Here is a 19,141-nt window from a genome sequence, read left to right on the forward strand (position 1 = left end):
AATATCCGATACTTACAGAAACAGGCGCTGAATATCGTTCCACGTCACCACAATCATAAGCAGAAGCAGTAAAGCGAAACCGAAAAATGTGATTGCTCCTTCTTTCTGAGGGTCCACCGGTTTACCGCGGATCAGTTCCACGCCGACGAACAACAGCCGCCCTCCGTCGAGCGCCGGGATAGGCATAAGGTTTACAATCCCGAGGTTTACACTCAATACAGCTGTCCACATAACGAAATTCGTAAGCCCGGTCTGCACAACCCGGTCTGTAGCATCATAGATTCCGACTGGACCGGACAGCATATCTATAGAGAACTGGCCAGTAATCAGTTTCCCGAGGTTCGTCAGTATGAGCGTGGACCATTCGTACGTCTGCGTAAATCCGAAGGTCGCTTTCTTCGCAATAGAATCTTCGAAGGCTCTCGTCACTCCAACCTGACCAATTTCTCTTTCCTGAGCTTTTACGGATCTCGGGGTCACTTCTACCTCTTCTGTTGTACCGTTCCTCGTAAGCGTAACGGCCATCGTTTCTTCCGGATGTTCCTGTACAATTTTTGTGAAATCTTCCCAGGACTCCACCTGCTGCCCTTCGGCCTGGATAACTTCATCCCCGGCCCGGAAACCTGCTTCACTTGCAGGAGAATTGTCCTGTATCTCCCCGAAACGTGCTTCATCTGATGGGATACCCTGGACGAATCCCAGTATCGTAAATAAAATAAGTGCAAGCACAAAATTCATCATGGGTCCGGCGAAAAGCTGCATAGCTCTTTTTCTTTTCGGTTTCGAAGCGAACTGCCGATCATACGGGGCAATCTGGGTTTCTTTTTCGTCCATTACGAACATCGCTTCCGGATGTACATTAAATGACAGTTTCTCTTCTTCCCCGGGTTCATACCCATTTATGGTAAGAGTGTGATCGAGGTCTGCGTGCTCCACTTCGACAATGCGGGCATCGGGATGCCTCGATTTATTGTTTACAACTATTTTATTGACGAGACCGGATTCATCGAACTCGAGACCGATGTGGTGTCCCGGCTTAAGATCTATGATTTCCGGGTCCTCCCCGGCGACTCTTACATATCCCCCGGCAGGTATAAGCCGAATCGTATACAGCGTTTCATTTTTGGTAAACGAAAACACTTTTGGCCCGAACCCGATAGCAAATTCACGAGCAAGCATACCTGCACGCTTTGCAAAGATCAAATGCCCCCACTCATGCACAAACACCAGGAGACCGAACATGAGTATAAACGCAATAACCGTCGTCACATGAAGCACCTTCCTTTATTTAACGTAACGTTCCACACGTTTTCTCGTTTCTTTATCAATCTCTATTATATCTGATAATGAAGGTTCAGAAACAGAATTATGCTCTGTAAGCGCCCGTTCGACAAAAGCTTCTATATCCAGAAAAGAGATCTGTTCATTCAGAAACATAGCCACTGCCTGTTCATTGGCAGCGTTCAATACTGCCGGCATGGACCCTCCCTGCCGGCCGGCCTGAAAGGCGAATTTCAGGCAGCGGAACCGTTCCATGTCCATCTTCTGGAAATGAAGTTCAGCTAAATCCTCAAGTTCCAGTGATTCGCTGCCACTGAGAGGAATTCTCTCCGGATAACTGAGGGCGTACTGGATAGGCACTTTCATATCCGGAGACCCCAGTTGGGCCATGACGCTGCGATCCTGAAACTCCACGAGCGAGTGGATGACGCTTTCTCTGTGAAGCAGGACGTGTATCTTGTCATACGGCATATTGAAAAGCCAGTGGGCTTCAATTACTTCCAGCCCTTTATTCATCATCGAAGCGGAATCCACGGTAATTTTAGCTCCCATGTTCCAGTTCGGGTGATTCAGAGCATCTTTTACATTGACCCCCTGAAGTTCTTCCCTCGTTTTATCGCGGAAACTGCCTCCCGAAGCGGTTATAATCAGTCTGCGTACATCTTCATTTCTTTCCCCATTCAGCGCCTGAAAAATTGCCGAATGTTCACTGTCCACCGGAAGGAGAGGAGTATCATACTTTCTTGATTCTGCCATAACGAGATGGCCGGCTGTAACGAGCGTCTCTTTATTCGCGATAGCTATCCGTTTCCTTGACCGAATAGCTTCAAGGGTAGCCGGAAGGCCGATACTTCCCATCACCGCATTGACGAACACATCGGCACCGGGATCTTTCGCAACCGCAACCATGCCTTCTGAACCGACCATGATGTTTTTGTGGGTAGTAGCTTCGAACACCTTCTGCCGTGTTTCTTCGTCCGCGGTCACCACCGCTTCGGGTTCGAACTCCCTTATCATAGGAATCGCTTTACCGGCATTCGTTCCAAAAGCTAAAGCGAAAACGGAAAACTTATCTTTGTGCTGCCGGATCACTTCCAGTGTCTGTTCTCCTATTGACCCGGTGGCTCCTAAAAGTGCAATATTTTTCATAACAACGCTCCTAATTATGGTATAAAGTTAATCAGATGCAAAACCGGAAGCATAAAGATGAGGCTGTCGAAACGATCCAGCACTCCTCCGTGGCCCGGCAGAATATTCCCCGAATCTTTGACTAAGTAATGACGTTTGAAAGCTGATTCCACCAGGTCGCCGATCTGACCGGCTACAGAAATGAGAATCGTTACGGCGATAAGTACAAACATGGATGAATGGAGTGGATGGAAGATCTGAAAAATGACTGCAGTGATGCAGGCAAGTGCTACTCCTCCAAGAGCGCCCTCCACCGTTTTTTTCGGACTGATCTTGGGCCATAACTTCCTTTTTCCGAACATACGTCCGAATACGTATGCCCCGGTATCAGTAGCCCAAACGACAAACAGGGCATAAAATACGTAATCAAGTCCTCCCTCGATTCTCGTCTCGATCAGGTAATAAAATCCCATTCCGACATAGACGGCGGAAATAAGAAGAAACCCTGCATCATCGAATGTAAATTTATTATTTACAAGGACGGTGTAACTCAAAAGAAGCAGGACCGTCACCAGCGATAGCTCAGCCTTCGTTACAAAAGAGCTCAGTTCATAGGAGTTTATTTCCGGTAACATAAGTGCCCACATAAATAGCAGTATAATGAGCGAAGATACGGAATACCTTGCAATTTTCTTCATTCTCATAAGTTCGAATATAGCTATGCTTGCCAGTAAATATACAAACAAAGTAAATAAAGTTCCGCCAAGCAGAACGATAGGTATAAATATCAAACCTGCAATAATCGCTGTTACAGTACGCTGTTTCATTTAATCACACCTTACACGCCGCCGTACCGACGCTTTCGATTTTGATAATTGATAATGGCTTCGTTCAACGTATATTCTGTGAACGAAGGCCAGTAAACCTCCGTGAACCAGAACTCCGCATAAGCCAGCTGCCACAGCAGAAAATTACTTAACCGCTGTTCCCCGCTCGTCCGGATGAGCAGATCGGGCTCACAGAGATGGGAGGTGTATAGATAGGAGTTGAACGTTTCTTCAGTGATGCTGTCGGCCGCAAGTTCCCCTTCCTCCACTTTGGACGCAAGCATCCGCGTCACTTCCACGATTTCATTTCTGCTCCCGTAATTCAACGCGAAGTTAAGCACCATGCCTGAATTGTTTTCCGTGCGATGAATAGCTTCATCGACAGCTTTTTGAGTATGTTTCGGAAGAAGATCTTTTGTGCCGATCGTCTGGACCCGTATGTTATTTTCAACCAGTTCCGGAAGATACGTCTGTAAAAAATCGACCGGAAGTTTCATAAGAAAATCGACTTCTTTTTTCGGCCGCTTCCAGTTCTCCGTGGAAAATGCATAAAGGGTCAATACTTCGACGCCAAGATCCGAAGCATGCCGAACCACTTTCTTAACAACGTCCATACCTTCTTTATGACCGGCAATTCTCGGCAACCCTTTATCCTTTGCCCAGCGGCCATTTCCATCCATTATAATTGCTATATGTTTTGGTATATTTGTCGTATCGATTTCTGTTTCTGCTTCCGGCTTCGGATCTCTCCGATTTATAAATGGAAGATTTAGTGGCATGGATACCATCCTTTTCTTAATTCACTATATGTAATTCGGATAAGCGCTATCCCTTCCTAACAAAACTACCACATATGATAGCAAAACAAAAGCCGTACTGCCAAACAAATACAGCACGGCTTCCCCTTTAATTTTATACTTCCAGCATCTCTTCTTCTTTCTGTTTCGACAGGTCATCTATTTCTTTTACGTACTCATCTGTAAGTTTCTGTACGTCATCCTGATAAGAACGGAGGTCATCTTCCGTAAGTTCCCCGTCTTTCTCATTCTTCTTAAGAGCGTCGTTCGTTTCACGACGGATGTTTCTGATCTGCACTTTTGCTTCTTCTGTATATTTCTTGACGAGTTTTGTCAGGTCTTTACGTCTCTCCTGCGTAAGTGCAGGGATATTGATACGGACCACGTTACCATCACTCGAAGGGGACAGGCCGAGGTCGGCTTTCTGAATAGCTTTTTCCACTTCCGAAATAGCTGATTTATCGTAAGGTGTGATCACAAGGAGTCTCGGCTCCGGAGCTGAAACCTGGGCCAGCTGCTGAAGCGGAGTGGAAGCTCCGTAGTAATCGACATATACCGGGTCGAGAATCGACGGGTTTGCACGTCCCGCCCGCACGGTAGCCAATTGTTTCGAAAAAGCCTGGGTAGCTTTTTTCATCTGTTCCTTCGTTTCTTTGATAAGTTTGTCAGACATGTTATTTCCCCCTCACTAACGTTCCAATATCCTCACCGAGGACTGCTTTTTTAATATTTCCTTCTTCCATAATCGAGAATACCAGTAAATCGATATCGTTGTCCATACATAATGATGAAGCAGTAGAATCCATCACTCCAAGACCTTCATTCAATACTTCCATGTAAGAAAGACGATCATACTTACGTGCATCGTCATTCAGTTTCGGATCGGATGTATATACCCCGTCGACGTTATTTTTAGCCATAAGGATAACGTCCGCTTCCACTTCGGCAGCGCGGAGAGCAGCTGTTGTATCTGTGGAGAAATAAGGGTTACCGGTTCCGGCTGCGAAAATCACTACCCGTTTTTTCTCCAGATGGCGCATGGCCTTCCTGCGAATATAAGGTTCTGCCACCTGGCGCATTTCGATGGATGTCTGTACACGTGTAGGAATACCGATGTTCTCAAGACTGTCCTGGAGAGCAAGGGAATTCATAACCGTTGCCAGCATCCCCATGTAGTCGGCGTTTGCACGGTCCATGCCCATCTGGCTTCCTACTTTCCCGCGCCAGATATTACCGCCTCCCACAACTACTGCAACTTCCACTCCCAGTTCAGCCACATCTTTGATCTGCTGTGCGACCGACTGGATGATACTCGGTTCTATTCCAAATCCTTCTTCCCCACTTAATGCTTCCCCACTTAATTTCAGCACGATTCTGTTATATCGGGTTTTATTCATAATAACCTCCATGGCAGTATTCAACTAAAGTTTCACTTTTAAAATAGGGAACACAGCGTGTCCCCTATTTTAAGTGAATGTTATTATTTTTTAACCTGACTCATCACTTCGTCAGCGAAGTTCTCTTCACGTTTTTCCATACCTTCACCAACGCCGAAACGTGTGAATTCGTTGATTTTTCCACCCTTGGATTCCACGAACTGTTTCACTTTCTGATCCGGGTCTTTAACGAAGTCCTGTTCAAGCAGGCAGATTTCCTGTAGAAACTTGTTCAGGCGGCCTTCCACCATTTTCTCAACGATATTTTCAGGCTTTCCTTCATTCAGCGCCTGAGTTTTCAATGTTTCACGCTCTGTATTAAGTTCTTCTTCAGGTACCTGCTCACGGGAAGTGTAGCGGGGATTAACGGCTGCGATATGCATAGCTACATCTTTTGCAGCAGCTTCATCCGTAGAACCTTCAAGTACTGTCAAAGCACCGATGGAACCGCCCATGTGAAGATAAGAACCGAAAGCGTCGTTATCTGTTTTTTCTTTCACGACGAAACGGCGAAGAGAGATTTTCTCACCAATCTTCGCGATGACATCAGTGATGTAATCGCCGACCTTCTGTCCTTCGCCGTGAAGCGGCTGTTCCAGTGCAGTTTCTACATCGGAAGGGTTCTCGGAAAGAATGTGGTTCCCAAGTTCCTGAAGGAGGTGCTGGAACTGCTCATTCTTAACTACGAAGTCTGTTTCGCAGTTCACTTCGATCATAGCTGCTGTATTTCCGGAAGTAACGATATGAGCGGAACCTTCCGCTGCAATTCTGTCAGCTTTCTTGGCTGCTTTCGAAATTCCTTTTTCGCGAAGCCAGTTCTGAGCTTCTTCCATATCACCATTTGTTTCTGTAAGAGCTTTTTTACAATCCATCATTCCTGCACCTGTAATTTCGCGCAGTTCTTTAACCATTTTTGCATTAATAGCCATGTAATTTTCCTCCTTGGGATTAAGTTTGGACGAAGCGCCCTCCTCTGTAAAAAAGGTGATAAAAGGTTTCCCTCTTATCACCCCCTGAAACCTGCCTACTCTTCTACAGTTTCCGTCTCTTCTTCTGTCTCGCCGGATTCTTCTTCACCGGCTGCTTCAGCTTCCTCTTCACCTTGTTTAGCTTCAAGGATGGCGTCAGCCATTTTTCCTGTAAGAAGTTTAACGGCACGAATAGCATCGTCGTTTGCAGGAATTACATAATCAATTTCATCCGGATCACAGTTGGTATCCACCATACCGACGATCGGAATATCCAATTTATGAGCTTCCGCAATCGCGATACGCTCTTTACGAGGGTCGATTACGAAAAGTGCATCCGGCAGGCTCTCCATATTACGGATACCGCCGAGGAATCTTTCGAGTTTTTCTCTTTCTTTATTCAGTTCCATAACTTCTTTCTTAGGAAGAACATCGAAGGTTCCGTCTTCTTCCATACGCTCGATTTCTTTCAAACGACCGATACGTTTACGGATTGTTTTAAAGTTAGTTAGTGTACCACCCAACCAGCGCTGGTTGATGTAATACATACCGGCACGGTTCGCTTCTTCACGAACTGTGTCCTGTGCCTGTTTTTTAGTACCTACAAATAGTACTGTACCGCCGTCTGCAGCAAGATCACGTACATAGTTGAACGCTTCATCGACTTTCTTTACAGTTTTCTGAAGGTCAATGATGTAAATACCATTACGCTCCGTGAAAATGTACTTCTTCATTTTAGGGTTCCAGCGACGTGTCTGGTGACCGAAATGAACTCCTGCTTCGAGCAGCTGCTTCATTGAAATAGCTGACATAATAAAATCCTCCTGTTTGGTTTATTTAGTATCCTCCATCCCCTTCCTTTTTCATTGCAAACTCCCTGTCTAATAGGAAGCAACCTACAACGAAATCCGGAGACGTGTGTATTGACACCGGAGGTTACTATACCATACATGAGAAAAATTAGCAACCTCCTTATTGCTGTCTTCGAATCAATTTCATCATCATCTCCACTTCTGTTTTTCCCGTACCCAGCAGTTTTGCCATTTCCTCCAGGCTTTTCCCCTCTTCTGCCATCTTTTTCACTTTCAGTTCTTCCGAAAATTCCACTTTTTCTCTGCTTTCAGTAACCGGCGGTTGAAACTCTATAGGGTCTTCCGACTTCGTCCGCCTGTTTCCGGACACTTCTTCTTTCTTTTCGGTGAGAGAATCTGACCTTCGGGAGACGGTATTCTGTTCAAATTTCCTGTTCTCCTCTCTGATTTCCTCCAGGTAGGATTGGAAGGTTCCTTCTATTTCTCTTGCTATCTGCTTTTGTTTCTGCATTTCCTCCCTGGAAGGGTCTTTCATAAACAACAGGAACATCCCGATAAGGATGATCCCGTCCACGATAAAATTGATTATCAGCAAGTACATCGTCATTTCGTTTTCACCAACTTAATTCTCTGCTTCATAAGCCTGTGCAACTTCAGTCCGCCCCCCGGCAATTCACAGATCAATTCCGATACTTCCCGAGCGCTTCGCGCAGTTTGAATATTGCACGTCCATGAATCTGGGATATTCTCGAAGTAGTTAGATTCATCACTTCTCCTATCTCGGTGAGGGAGAGTTCCTCTTCATAAAACAGACTCAACACCAGTCGTTCCTTTTCATTGAGCATTTTAATCTCTTCAGTAAGCTCCCGGATATTTTCACCTTTGACTGCCTGTTCATCCGGAGAATTTTCCAAATCCTCAGGAACCAGATATCCTGCCCCCTCTTTGTAATCGCCGCCGTCGTCATGTGGTTTTTCTTCCACAGAGAGTACATTTGAGAAATAGACGTCCCTTGTCGTTTCTTCTACTTCTTCGGGTCTCATATTTAAAACTTCGGCAATTTCCTCCGGTGCCGGTTGTCTGCCGAAATTCTGTTCCAGCTGCTCCGCGGTCTTTTCGATCTTTTTTGCCTTATCCCTGACTGTACGGGGAAGCCAATCTTCTTTTCTGAGTCCGTCAATAATACTGCCCTTGATTCTGAAGGAAGCATACGTGACGAATTTCAAATTACGGGACAGTTCGAACTTCTTCAGTGCGTCGTAAAGCCCGAAATATGCTAAACTCCTTATTTCTTCCCTGCTTACACTTTGAGGCAGGTGCTGGGATACACGCTGGACCTGATAATTGATGAGATACTCATATTGAGCTACCAGTTCATTGGCAGCATTTTTATCGTTATGTTCGATCCACCTGTGCCACAATTTCTTTTCTTCGGGAGAAATTGGATTAGACATAGTAGCCCTCCTTTAGTACTGATGGTTCTTTTCAGATTTCTGCCATTAATTTTTTCAGCCTGATCAGAAACGAATCCCCGGTTCTCCTTTCCTTTTTAAGCTCGTTTACAGAAGCGGAAAATACGGATTGACTTCCGCCCGTGCCAGGGAGTGGAACCGGCAGATTCACCTCTTTGCCGAGAAAATCGGCCGTCACCTTTTTGACCCTTTCGAGAGCTTTTCTATCATTACGTTCATCCGAAATCCTGTTAGGCAATAGAGAAATGCGCTGTTCTCGAGAAGCGGAGTGTAACTTCTTTATCATTGCATACGCTTTTTTAAGGGAAACATCACTATTTTCCATTATAATGAACGTTTCGTCGGCACATGCGGCTAATCCGGCTTCTTCCCGTAATATTCCACTTCCCAAATCGAGGAATATATAGTCATGTTTGAACAGCATCTTTTCGAAATCCGGAAAAGAATAGGGAAATGAAGTCGTTTCCACCTGATACGGAGCTTCTTTATACACTCCGGAAGCTGTATGAATGGCTGCCTCTTCCGATAAAATCCCTGATGATGTACGTCTTTCTCTGCCTCTTCCGATGATGAGAACTTCCGAACCGGTCAAGCTTAATTCCATCGCAAAATCTGCAGCTATATCAGTACGCTTCTCCGTGCTTTCGGCATTGAGGATAGAAATGACTCCCGCTTTGGTCGTAACGTGCCGAGCCTCCAATTTTCTTCTGAGATTTTCGGCCTGGTCACTCACTCGTTTCTATCTCCTTCAGCATTTGCTCCGTGAGTTCCGACAATGGGAGTGTAGTTATATCATCAGGAACATTCTGACCGGTAGTAACGAAGGAAACAGTTTTTTTATATTTAACAGCTAAGCTTACCGCTGCACCGAAGCTTCCGGATTCATCCATCTTTGTGAAAATCAATGAGTGAAGAGGCACTTCTGAAAATCGTTTATACACTGCCTCTATATCTTTAAATTTACTTGTCATCGAAAGGACAAGGATGGTATCTGCCTCTTCATCGAAGTCAATTATCTTCTGCAGCTCGCTTACGTAGGAAGAATCTTTGTAATTTCTTCCTGCCGTATCAACGATTACAAGATCTTTATCTTTCATTTCCTCCCTCGCTTTCCTGTAATCCTCCAGATTGTAAACAACCTCCATCGGGATGTTCAAAAGCCTGGCGTAGGTACGCAGCTGCTCGATAGCTGCTATCCGGTACGTGTCTGTGGTAATGAAACCTACCGACAAATTATCATCCAATATTGCATTGGCGGCCAGTTTAGCAGCCGTAGTCGTCTTGCCGACCCCTGTAGGTCCAATAAGATGGATGTATTTATTATTCCCCGGACGGGAGGTGGCCGGGATTTCTGTGATTCCTTTGTGTAAATGATCTCTCACCCTTCCCCAGAAGGGATCCGTACCATTTTTTTCTCGTCTGATTTCCTGAAGGATCTCCGGATTAAGCTCGTGTTCTAAAAATGCGGAAATTTCCGTCTGTTCTTTTGCAGCCTTCGCTGAAGCTGAAGAGAGGGGCCGGACTGTTTCTTTACGCTGCTGTCCCCCCGCTTCGGGGGAAGTGCGTGGGGGAACGTCTTTCTCACTGACTGTATGACCAGTTTCCGGAGGTTCGGATTCTATAGCAGCCGTTATTTCTATCCGAATCTTTTTGAACAGCCCGAAGACCCCTTTCGTTTTCTTTTTCCTGGAATTTAGAATAATCGCCTGGACACCCATCTCTTCTTTAACTTTTTTCATGACCAGAGGCATCGTTTCCGCCTCAAACTTCTTTACGATCATCCCAGACTCACCGCCCCGACGCTCTGCACTTCTACATTCGGGTCGATTTCATTGTAGGAAAGAACGATTACCTGAGGTAAGAAACGGTTGAGTAATTGTTTCACGTACATTCGTATTGCTGGTGAGCAGAGAATGATGGCGTTTTCTTCCTGCAGGGATAACTTTTCCACCTTATTCGCCACACTCTCCGTAATCTGCTGCTGTCTTTCCGGATCAAGGGCGAGGAAACTCCCATGTTCCGTCTGCTGAACATGATCTGCAATTAATTTTTCTACCTGCCCTGAAATCGTAACCACTTTAATTACACCTTCTTCTTTTTTGTACTGATTCGTTATTTGTGTAGCCAGCGACTGACGTACATATTCGGCCAGAAGATCCGTGTCGCTCGTCATTTTGGCAAAATCGGCGAGAGTTTCGAAAATGACCGGCAGGTTTTTGATTGACACATTTTCCTGCAGCAGTTTAGCCAACACTTTCTGCACCTCTCCAATCGCCATCGGCTCCGGTGTAACTTCTCCGGCAAGCACCGGGTATGATCCCTTCAGGTGATCGATCAGTTGCTGGGTCTCCTGATGTCCAAGAAGTTCGTGAGCATGCCGTTTAATCGTTTCAGTTACGTGAGTGGAAACGACCGAAGGAGGGTCGACGACTGTATAGCCCAGTAACTCGGCTTCGTCTTTCATATCTTCCTCCACCCACTTGGCCGGCAATCCGAAAGCAGGCTCCACCGTATCTATACCTTCCACCATTCCGTCGTCCTCCCCTGGTGTCATCGCCAGATAATGATCCAGCAGAAGTTCTCCTTTCGCCACTTCGTTCCCTTTTATTTTCAGCCGATATTCATTCGGATTAAGCTGAATATTATCCCTTATTCTCACTACGGGTATGACAATTCCAAGTTCGATCGCAATCTGCCTGCGTATCATGACTATTCTGTCCAGCAGATCCCCTCCCTGATTTGCATCAGCGATAGGAATGAGCGCATAACCGAATTCAAATTCAATCGGATCCATACTGATGAGATCCACTACATTTTCCGGAGCCTTCATCTGCTCACTCTCGTTTCTCTCTTCATCCTCCTCTTCGATATCAAGCTCGCCCGTTTCTCTCGACAGCCAATATCCTCCGAATATCATAACTGAGGAGATTAACATTGTAAGTGTAAACGGGATGGGAGTGAGACCGAGCAGAAAAATCGCTCCGCCGGCCACGTACAGGAGTTTCGGAAAACGAAATAATTGATCAGTCAAATCGTTACCCAGGTTCCCTTTGGAAGCTACTCTTGTAACCACTACACCCGTTGCCGTGGAAAGGAGAAGGGCGGGGATCTGACTTACAAGCCCGTCTCCGACCGTAAGTCTCATATATGTATCAATTGCTTCCTGAAACCCGAGCCCCATCTGAACCATTCCTATGATAAGCCCGAATATGATGTTCATTAAAACGATGATGATTCCGGCAATAGCGTCTCCTTTTACAAACTTACTAGCCCCATCCATCGCTCCATAAAAATCAGCTTCCTGCTCCACTTTATCTCTACGTTCTTTCGCCTGATGCTCATTGATCATACCCGCATTCAAATCAGCATCGATACTCATCTGTTTCCCGGGCATGGCATCGAGAGTGAAACGGGCAGCAACTTCCGATACCCGCTCCGCCCCTTTCGTGATGACGAGAAATTGAATGATTACCAGGATGATGAAGACGACGAAACCGACCAGAGGATTTCCCCCGATGACAAATGTACCGAAAGTTTCGATCACCTCTCCCGCTCTGGCTTCAGAAAGGATGGACCGGGTCGTCGACACGTTCAAACCGAGCCGGAAAAGAGTCATTAGTAAAAGAAGAGTGGGGAAAACCGCAAACTGCAGCACGTCATCCATATTCATCGAAACGAGAATAACAAGAAGAGCCAGAGTGATGTTCACCATGATCAAAAAACTCAATAACCACCCGGGAAGAGGTATAACCAACATGACTATAATTAATATAATTCCTAATAATACAGATAAGTCCCTCGCTGACATCTTCGTCTCTCCTTAATGAATTCAAACTTTTTTCTGCAATTTATATACATAAGCCAGAACTTCGGCCACCGCCTGAAAAAATTCTTCTTCAATCGGTTCATTGATTTCCGTACGACTGTAAAGCCCTCGGGCGAGCGGGCGATTCTCAACTGTGATAACGTCATGCGCCCTGGCTGTTTCCTTAATTTTAAGAGCGATGAAATCGACTCCTTTCGCCACCACAAATGGAGCGTCCGATTTCTGTTCGTTATACTTGAGAGCCACGGCGTAGTGGGTCGGGTTAGTAATAATTACATCCGCTTCCGGAACTTCACTCATCATTCGTGCAGCAGACATCTGCCGCTGTTTTTCCTTGATTTTAGCCCGGATCTGAGGGTCACCCTCCATATTTTTATATTCATCTTTTATATCTTTTTTGGACATTCGAATATTTTTTTCGTGATCATACTTCTGATAGGTGTAATCGATCACGGAAAGAAGCAGCAGGGCCATAGCCGAAGCAAGTCCCATTATCATAGTCGTATTTCCGAAAAAAGAGAGAGCCGCATCCAGGGATTTCTGAGCCGACATGATCATATCGTTTTTATTGGTCCAGATGACCGAAAAGGTTATGACACCGATCACAGTTATTTTCAACAGTGACTTCACCAGTTCCACCAGTGCCCTCGCGGAAAAAATACGTTTAAAACCCTGGATGGGGTTCAATTTCTTCGGGTCGACTTTCAAAGGTTCTGCCGTAAACATCACCCCGACCTGGATAAGGTTGGAAGTCAGCCCGGCCACGATCGCTATCCCCATGACAGGGGCCAGTACCTTGGAAATCTCGAGCGACATTTTGTTGAGTACGTGACTTACAGTCTGTTCGGTTATGTCCAGATGTATGTATTCCGTAAAGGATTGTTCGTACATCGTCAGCAGCGTGTCTTTGAGCATGGGACCGATAAGGTAAAGAGTACTGAACGTAAGCAGCAGAAGAAATCCGGTGTTCACATCCTGACTCTTTGCCACCTGCCCCTTTTTACGGGAATCCTGTTTCTTCTTGGGCGTAGCTTTTTCCGTTTTCTCATCAGCAGCGAAGTATTGCAGATCAAGTTTCAGTCGCATTCCTCTAAGACCTCCCCAGCACATCGATAAAGCCGCGCATAGTTTCAAGAACGAGATCGAAAATCTCTTCGATCAGAAGCACATAAAAGCCCATTACGATTGTTAAAACTGCCAACGCTACAAATATTTTCAGAGGCAGCCCCACTACAAATACGTTCAGCTGCGGTACGGTACGGGCGATAATCCCAAGTGCCACATCCACGAGAAACAGACAGCCGACCAGTGGAAGAGCCATAAGAAAAGCTGAGATGAACATTTCATTGAATGTATAAATGACGAATTCTATCCAGGACTCGTTTTGAAACTGCAGGAACTGATCGATCTCTATGGCTTGATAGCTGTAAAAGATACCGTCAATCATTAAATGATGGCCGTCCGTTACGAGAATGAACAGAAGAGTCACCGTATATAAATACTGACCGATCAAAGGGCTTTGGGCACCCGTCTGGGGATCGACGACGTTCGCTATGGCAAAGCCCATCTGGAAGTCGATGAATCCCCCGGCCACCTGGACTGCAGTAATGGCAACGTATGCCAGTAATCCTATGAAAAGACCCGTAATCGCTTCTTTCAACATCAGCATAAAAAACATTTCATCCAGCGAGAATTGAGGAGGTTCAATAGAAATATATAATATTAGTGCAAGAAAAAATGAGAAACCCACTTTATATTGTGCAGGAATTGTCCGATATGAGAATAGTGGGAGAGTCGCAAAAAAAGCGGTGATTCTTATAAAAACCAGTAAAAATGCGGGGACGTTTGCAAGTGTAGCCCATTCCGCCACGGGGTTACCCTACCAGCATGTTCAAATTCCTGAACACTGAAGCCGTAAATTCCACCATATTGGTCAACATCCATGGACCAAAAAACACAAGACCGATCAGAACCGCTACAATCTTCGGGACGAAAGCGAGCGTCTGTTCCTGAATTTGAGTAGTAGCCTGAAAAATACTCACAATTAACCCGACTGCCAGAGCGAGAATCAGCAAAGGACCTGTCACGATCAAAACAGTATACACCCCATCTTTGGCAAACTGTATAACCATTTCACTATTCATTTTTTTCCTCCTAGAAACCTTCCAGTAAAGAATGTGTAATCAAATACCAGCCGTCCACAAGAACGAACAATAAAATTTTGAACGGAAGAGAAATCATAACCGGTGGAAGCATCATCATCCCCATAGACATAAGTACACTGGCGACAGCCATATCAATGACAAGAAAAGGTACAAAGATCATGAAGCCCATCTGAAAAGCAGTTTTCAATTCACTGATGGCATAGGCCGGCACGAGAGTAGTCATCGGAATTTCCTGTACAGTTTCCGGAGCTTCGGCACCGGAGTAGTTAAGGAACAGTTCCAGATCTTTCTGTCGTGTATGGGAAGACATAAATTCTTTCATCGGTTCGCTCGCGTTCGTATAGGCTTCTTCGAGTGATATCTCTTCTTCGAGGAGTGGTGTCAGAGCATTCTCATTCACCTCATTGAAGGTAGGCGCCATTATAAAGAACGTAAGAAACAGCGCCAGACCGATCAAAACCTGATTGGGAGGCATCTGTTGGGTGGCCAGTGAAGTCCGGACAAATGAGAGTACAATGATGATCCTCGCAAAACTTGTCATTAAAATGAGAATACCCGGAGCTATCGACAATATTGTCAAAAGCAGAAGTAGCTGAACGGAAGTCGATATACTTTCAGGGTCAGCCCCCGAAAACAGGTCTACAAATTCACTCATCTGTATGATCCTTTCCGCGGCCGTTTCTCATCCTGTTCTCTTTCATAAGAGAAAGCTGCTTATCAAAGAGCTGGTGAAACTGCTTGCCGGAATTTTCATTGTCGCCCGAAAGATCGGACTCACCGTTTAATAACTGTTTCCTCGTTTCCTCATCGGTGATTTCCGTTAGCATCTCCACTGTGTCTCCCACTCCGATAATATAGACGTGTCCCCCGATTTTCACTGCCTGTACGGAGCGATTCTGACCGAGAGGTACTCCGCCGAGATTGTGCATCTGTCGCGTATTGGAAAAGAGATTATTCTTTTTCTGTATGAACTTCAGCACACCATATATCAGTCCGAGTACGAACACTAAAGCGAGAATCAGCTTGGTTGCACTCCACCATAAAGGTTCGGCAGCAGGCTGCTCTTCATTTTCCTCTTTGCTTTCCCCTCCTTCTTCGCTGCATCCGTCGATTCCCGGATTCTTCGCACATTCACTCACGCTGGGGCTTGAACTGTAAGCGACTGCCGGACTCAGACACAGAAAAGAAAACATGATAATAATAAGGGTTATGAACTTTTTCATAAAACCTATTTCAGAGCTTTTTGGATCGCTTCGATCATACGATCCGCCTGGAATGGTTTTACAACGAAATCCTTTGCCCCTGCCTGTATGGCCTCCACGACCATCGCCTGCTGCCCCATAGCAGAACAAATCACTACCCGGGCTTCCGGATCCGACTGCCTTATCTCTTTCAGAGCCTGTATCCCGTCTTTCTCCGGCATTGTTATGTCCATCGTTACGAGGTCAGGTTTGTATTCGTGATACATATCTACAGCCATCTGCCCGTTTTCTGCTTCCGCTTCCACTTCGTATCCATTCTTCGCTACAATATCCCGGATCATCTTCCTCATAAATGCAGCATCATCCACGATCATTATTCGCTCGCTCATTCTTACAGTCACTCCCTGGTTCTACCTTAATTTTTTCAGTCTGTCCTGCTGGCTTAAAATGTCGGTCACTCTTACTCCGAAGTTTTCATCAATCACTACTACTTCTCCAGTGGCCATCAGCTTTTCATTTACGAATATTTCTACCGGTTCCCCCGCAAGTTTATCAAGTTCCAAAATCGACCCGGAACTCAGATCAAGTATTTCTCTGATGGATCTTTTCGTCCGTCCCAGCTCGACCGTAACGTTCAGCGGGATGTCCAGCAGCATATCAAGATTATTCCGACCGGAAGGAGCGGCATGGTGGTTGTGGAAATTTTCAAACTCTACCGATTCTGCATGACTTTCTCCGGTCGAGTGCCTGCCGAGCATTTGAGGTTTTCCGTTTTCGGCAGAAGAAAAAGAGGCAGTTTCCTCCGGGTTCTGTTCGTGTGCCGCCGGCTTTTTGACGTCCGAATATTTCGCTGTACTATTCGAACGATTTTCATTCCTTTGTTCTTGTTCATTCTCAGGACTCATCAGCTGCTCTACAAGCCCCTTCGAGAAATCAACGGGAAGCAGCTGCATAATTTCGGAATCGACTACCTCTCCGATTTTAAGGCGAAAAGATATTTTCGTCAGCAGATCCTCCGTGGGGATGTAATCAACACCTATTTTATTATCAATATCGAGCATCGTTATTTCCGGCGGGGATATATCAATTCTCGTGCGGAACATCGAAGACATGCTTGTGGCGGCGGAACCCATCATCTGGTTCATCGCTTCCTGAACGGCACTTAAATGAATGTCTCCAAGCTCCTCTTTCGGAGAAGTTCCATCCCCACCGAGCATAAGATCGGCTATAATTGCAGCGTCTTTCACCTTCAGGACGAGCAGATTGTCACCGGAAATACCGCTCGTATATGTAACCAGAACCGCCACGTAAGGTTCGGTTAAGGTATCCTCCAGTTCTTTACGTAAAATCGTAGTCGTCTCGGGCGTAGTGATTTGAACTTTCTGATTTAAGAGTGCAGAAAGCGCCGTTGTGGAATTGCCGAAAGAAATATTACCTATTTCCCCGAGCGTATCTTTCTCGACTTCGGAAAGTCCCGGCTGTTCCTCGTCATTCACAACGTTTTCCGCTACTTCTTCATCATCACTCTCATTTAATAGTGCATCGATTTCATCTTGAGACAGCATATCATCCTTCATCGTCTTTCTCCTCCCTTTCCAGGGTTTCTAAAACCTGTACAGCTATTTTATTTTTCACTTTACCGGGCTGCACCAGGAACTTGTCCTCTCTTCCCACTTTCAGCTGCAGCGGTTTGTCCACCGGCTGGTTCAGCTGGATCGTATCTCCCTTTTTCAAATGCAGAAACTCATCTATACTGATGTCTGTATTACCGAGTTCAGCACTTACTTCGACCTTCGTCTTTTCCACCGTTTTCGTCAGTGCCTGATACTCTTTCGGGTCTCTTTCCTTCAATTGTTTCTGCTGCATCCAGTAGTGGACGGACAAATTAGGAACGATCGGTTCAAGTACTACCTGAGGAATGCATATATTCAGCATCCCGCTTGTCTCCCCTATCGTTGTATTCAGTGAAACGACAACTACAGTCTCATTGGGAGAGACCATCTGAAGAAATTGTGTATTCACTTCAAACTCTTCGAGAACCGGTTCGATTTCCATTATGGAGCCCCATGCTTCCTGATAGTTTCCGAGCGCACGTTCGAACAGTTTAGACATAAGAGTGGTTTCTATCTCTGTCAGATTCTCCACTTTGTTTACACTTTCCCCACGGCCGCCGAGGACCCGGTCAAGCATGGCGTATGCTATATTCGGGTTCGCTTCGAGCAGGATACGTGACTCGAGCGGCTGCACACTGAATATATTGAGTATAGTCATGGAGGGAATGGAACGGATGAACTCTTCGTAGGGCAGCTGATCGACAGAAGCTACACTGATATTCACATACGCTCTCAGTTGAGCGGAAAAATAAGTCGTCAGAAGTCTCGCGAAGTTTTCATGTATCCGTGCGAGTGACCGGATCTGATCCTTGGAAAAACGGAGGGCTCTTTTAAAATCATATACCCTCACTCTTTTTTTCTCTTTATCGTTCCTTAACTCCTCTGCATCCATTTCTCCGGTGGAGATGGCCGATAGTAAGGAGTCGATTTCACTTTGTGATAATATATCTTCCGCCACTGTTCCGCCTCCTTCTGCCAATCTGCTTTACTGCAGAACTTTACTGATTGTATACACCTTTGTGACTTTCCCCTTCTTCATAACCTCATTAAGTTTTGAACTTATGGAATCTTCAAGGGTGGTTAAATCAGCTTTGAAATCCTCTTCTTTCATCCGGGCCAGCTGTTTGAGGATTACGTTCTTCATTTGAAAATCACGTTTCTCAAGTTCTTTTAATGAATCTTTACTATCCGTTACAATACGGAAGCTGATACGGACAAAACCTCCATCTTTAAGATCCGTCGTCATCTCTTCTGTCTCCAGAGAAGCATTCCTTATGTCGTCGATACTTCTTTCTCCATCAGCTTTTGTGTCGTTCATGTTGAGTACGAGAACTATCGCTCCTACCCCCAGTACTGTTAATACGGAAAGTATGATAAGTGTAGTTTTCATCAATTTCGACATTATTCTTCACCTGCTTTACTGACTACCTGCCACAGACCGATCTCCCTGTAGAAACGTTTTATTTTTCCTACGACTTCTTTCTTCTCCTCTTTCACTACAAACGTTTTCCCCCTGGTAGTCGTAATGGTCGTATCCGGCGTCGATTGAACCTGCTCAATGTAAATAGCATTGAAAACAAACTGTTCTCCGTTAAATCTTGTCAGCTCAATCAT

General features: G+C 45.5%; 23 protein-coding genes. All 23 read right to left on the reverse strand.

Going from position 1 to position 19,141, the window contains the following annotated elements; all coding sequences use genetic code 11:
- Window positions 1-12: 12 nt before the first annotated feature.
- Window positions 13-1,269 carry an RIP metalloprotease RseP gene (gene rseP, locus AAV35_RS07000; RefSeq protein ID WP_008587836.1) on the reverse strand — a complete coding sequence of 419 codons (1,257 nt, stop codon included), beginning with the start codon at window positions 1,267-1,269 and terminating at the stop codon, window positions 13-15.
- A gap of 15 nt (window positions 1,270-1,284) precedes the next feature.
- Window positions 1,285-2,430, reverse strand: coding sequence for a 1-deoxy-D-xylulose-5-phosphate reductoisomerase (gene dxr / locus AAV35_RS07005; RefSeq protein ID WP_008587838.1), 1,146 nt, complete (start codon window positions 2,428-2,430; stop codon window positions 1,285-1,287).
- A 14-nt stretch (window positions 2,431-2,444) separates the two neighbouring features.
- Window positions 2,445-3,236, reverse strand: a complete 792-nt coding sequence (locus AAV35_RS07010) for a phosphatidate cytidylyltransferase (RefSeq protein ID WP_008587839.1) — start codon at window positions 3,234-3,236, stop codon at window positions 2,445-2,447.
- 11 nt (window positions 3,237-3,247) lie between these two features.
- Window positions 3,248-4,015: an undecaprenyl pyrophosphate synthase gene (locus AAV35_RS07015; RefSeq protein WP_008587841.1), complete on the reverse strand. Its 768-nt coding sequence runs from the start codon at window positions 4,013-4,015 to the stop codon at window positions 3,248-3,250.
- Window positions 4,016-4,148: 133 nt separating this feature from the next.
- Window positions 4,149-4,706 (reverse strand): ribosome recycling factor, encoded by a 558-nt coding sequence (frr, locus tag AAV35_RS07020; protein WP_008587843.1) that lies wholly within the window; start codon window positions 4,704-4,706, stop codon window positions 4,149-4,151.
- A 1-nt stretch (window position 4,707) separates the two neighbouring features.
- Window positions 4,708-5,430, reverse strand: coding sequence for a UMP kinase (gene pyrH, locus AAV35_RS07025; RefSeq protein ID WP_008587846.1), 723 nt, complete (start codon window positions 5,428-5,430; stop codon window positions 4,708-4,710).
- 83 nt (window positions 5,431-5,513) lie between these two features.
- Complete coding sequence (gene tsf, locus AAV35_RS07030; RefSeq protein WP_008587848.1) at window positions 5,514-6,398, reverse strand: translation elongation factor Ts; 885 nt, start codon at window positions 6,396-6,398, stop codon at window positions 5,514-5,516.
- 95 nt (window positions 6,399-6,493) lie between these two features.
- Window positions 6,494-7,249, reverse strand: a complete 756-nt coding sequence (gene rpsB, locus AAV35_RS07035; protein WP_008587850.1) for a 30S ribosomal protein S2 — start codon at window positions 7,247-7,249, stop codon at window positions 6,494-6,496.
- 160 nt (window positions 7,250-7,409) lie between these two features.
- Window positions 7,410-7,856 (reverse strand): hypothetical protein, encoded by a 447-nt coding sequence (locus tag AAV35_RS07040; RefSeq protein WP_008587852.1) that lies wholly within the window; start codon window positions 7,854-7,856, stop codon window positions 7,410-7,412.
- Window positions 7,857-7,929: 73 nt separating this feature from the next.
- A complete protein-coding gene (locus tag AAV35_RS07045; protein ID WP_008587854.1) occupies window positions 7,930-8,703 on the reverse strand; it encodes a FliA/WhiG family RNA polymerase sigma factor in 774 nt (257 codons plus the stop codon).
- A 31-nt stretch (window positions 8,704-8,734) separates the two neighbouring features.
- Window positions 8,735-9,454 carry a P-loop NTPase family protein gene (locus AAV35_RS07050; RefSeq protein WP_008587856.1) on the reverse strand — a complete coding sequence of 240 codons (720 nt, stop codon included), beginning with the start codon at window positions 9,452-9,454 and terminating at the stop codon, window positions 8,735-8,737.
- The gene (locus tag AAV35_RS07055) at window positions 9,447-10,502 is read right to left on the reverse strand and encodes a flagellar biosynthesis protein FlhF (protein WP_008587859.1); all 1,056 of its coding nucleotides are present in this window, start codon (window positions 10,500-10,502) and stop codon (window positions 9,447-9,449) included. Before AAV35_RS07055 ends, AAV35_RS07050 begins: the two co-directional genes overlap by 8 nt.
- Window positions 10,499-12,529 (reverse strand): flagellar biosynthesis protein FlhA, encoded by a 2,031-nt coding sequence (flhA, locus tag AAV35_RS07060; RefSeq protein WP_008587861.1) that lies wholly within the window; start codon window positions 12,527-12,529, stop codon window positions 10,499-10,501. The genes AAV35_RS07055 and flhA overlap by 4 nt, the downstream gene beginning before the upstream one ends.
- A 21-nt stretch (window positions 12,530-12,550) precedes the next feature.
- Entirely contained in the window at window positions 12,551-13,633 is a 1,083-nt protein-coding gene (gene flhB / locus AAV35_RS07065) for a flagellar biosynthesis protein FlhB (protein ID WP_008587863.1), read from the reverse strand.
- Window positions 13,634-13,637: 4 nt separating this feature from the next.
- A complete protein-coding gene (gene fliR / locus AAV35_RS07070; RefSeq protein ID WP_040609076.1) occupies window positions 13,638-14,417 on the reverse strand; it encodes a flagellar biosynthetic protein FliR in 780 nt (259 codons plus the stop codon).
- Between the two features lie 4 nt (window positions 14,418-14,421).
- On the reverse strand, window positions 14,422-14,691 hold the full coding sequence (gene fliQ, locus AAV35_RS07075) for a flagellar biosynthesis protein FliQ (protein ID WP_008587867.1): 270 nt from the start codon (window positions 14,689-14,691) through the stop codon (window positions 14,422-14,424).
- A 10-nt stretch (window positions 14,692-14,701) separates the two neighbouring features.
- Window positions 14,702-15,367 carry a flagellar type III secretion system pore protein FliP gene (gene fliP, locus AAV35_RS07080; protein ID WP_008587869.1) on the reverse strand — a complete coding sequence of 222 codons (666 nt, stop codon included), beginning with the start codon at window positions 15,365-15,367 and terminating at the stop codon, window positions 14,702-14,704.
- Window positions 15,360-15,935 (reverse strand): flagellar biosynthetic protein FliO, encoded by a 576-nt coding sequence (locus AAV35_RS07085; protein WP_008587871.1) that lies wholly within the window; start codon window positions 15,933-15,935, stop codon window positions 15,360-15,362. The genes fliP and AAV35_RS07085 overlap by 8 nt, the downstream gene beginning before the upstream one ends.
- A 5-nt stretch (window positions 15,936-15,940) precedes the next feature.
- Window positions 15,941-16,303, reverse strand: coding sequence for a response regulator (locus AAV35_RS07090; RefSeq protein WP_008587872.1), 363 nt, complete (start codon window positions 16,301-16,303; stop codon window positions 15,941-15,943).
- A 21-nt stretch (window positions 16,304-16,324) separates the two neighbouring features.
- Window positions 16,325-17,491, reverse strand: a complete 1,167-nt coding sequence (fliY, locus tag AAV35_RS07095) for a flagellar motor switch phosphatase FliY (protein WP_008587874.1) — start codon at window positions 17,489-17,491, stop codon at window positions 16,325-16,327.
- Window positions 17,481-18,485 (reverse strand): flagellar motor switch protein FliM, encoded by a 1,005-nt coding sequence (fliM, locus tag AAV35_RS07100; protein WP_008587876.1) that lies wholly within the window; start codon window positions 18,483-18,485, stop codon window positions 17,481-17,483. The genes fliY and fliM overlap by 11 nt, the downstream gene beginning before the upstream one ends.
- 27 nt (window positions 18,486-18,512) lie before the next feature.
- Complete coding sequence (gene fliL, locus AAV35_RS07105; RefSeq protein ID WP_008587879.1) at window positions 18,513-18,929, reverse strand: flagellar basal body-associated protein FliL; 417 nt, start codon at window positions 18,927-18,929, stop codon at window positions 18,513-18,515.
- Window positions 18,929-19,141: a flagellar FlbD family protein gene (locus AAV35_RS07110; RefSeq protein ID WP_008587881.1), complete on the reverse strand. Its 213-nt coding sequence runs from the start codon at window positions 19,139-19,141 to the stop codon at window positions 18,929-18,931. Before AAV35_RS07110 ends, fliL begins: the two co-directional genes overlap by 1 nt.

It is taken from the genome of Salimicrobium jeotgali, from assembly GCF_001685435.2.
Classification (GTDB): Bacteria; Bacillota; Bacilli; order Bacillales; family Halobacillaceae; genus Salimicrobium; species Salimicrobium album.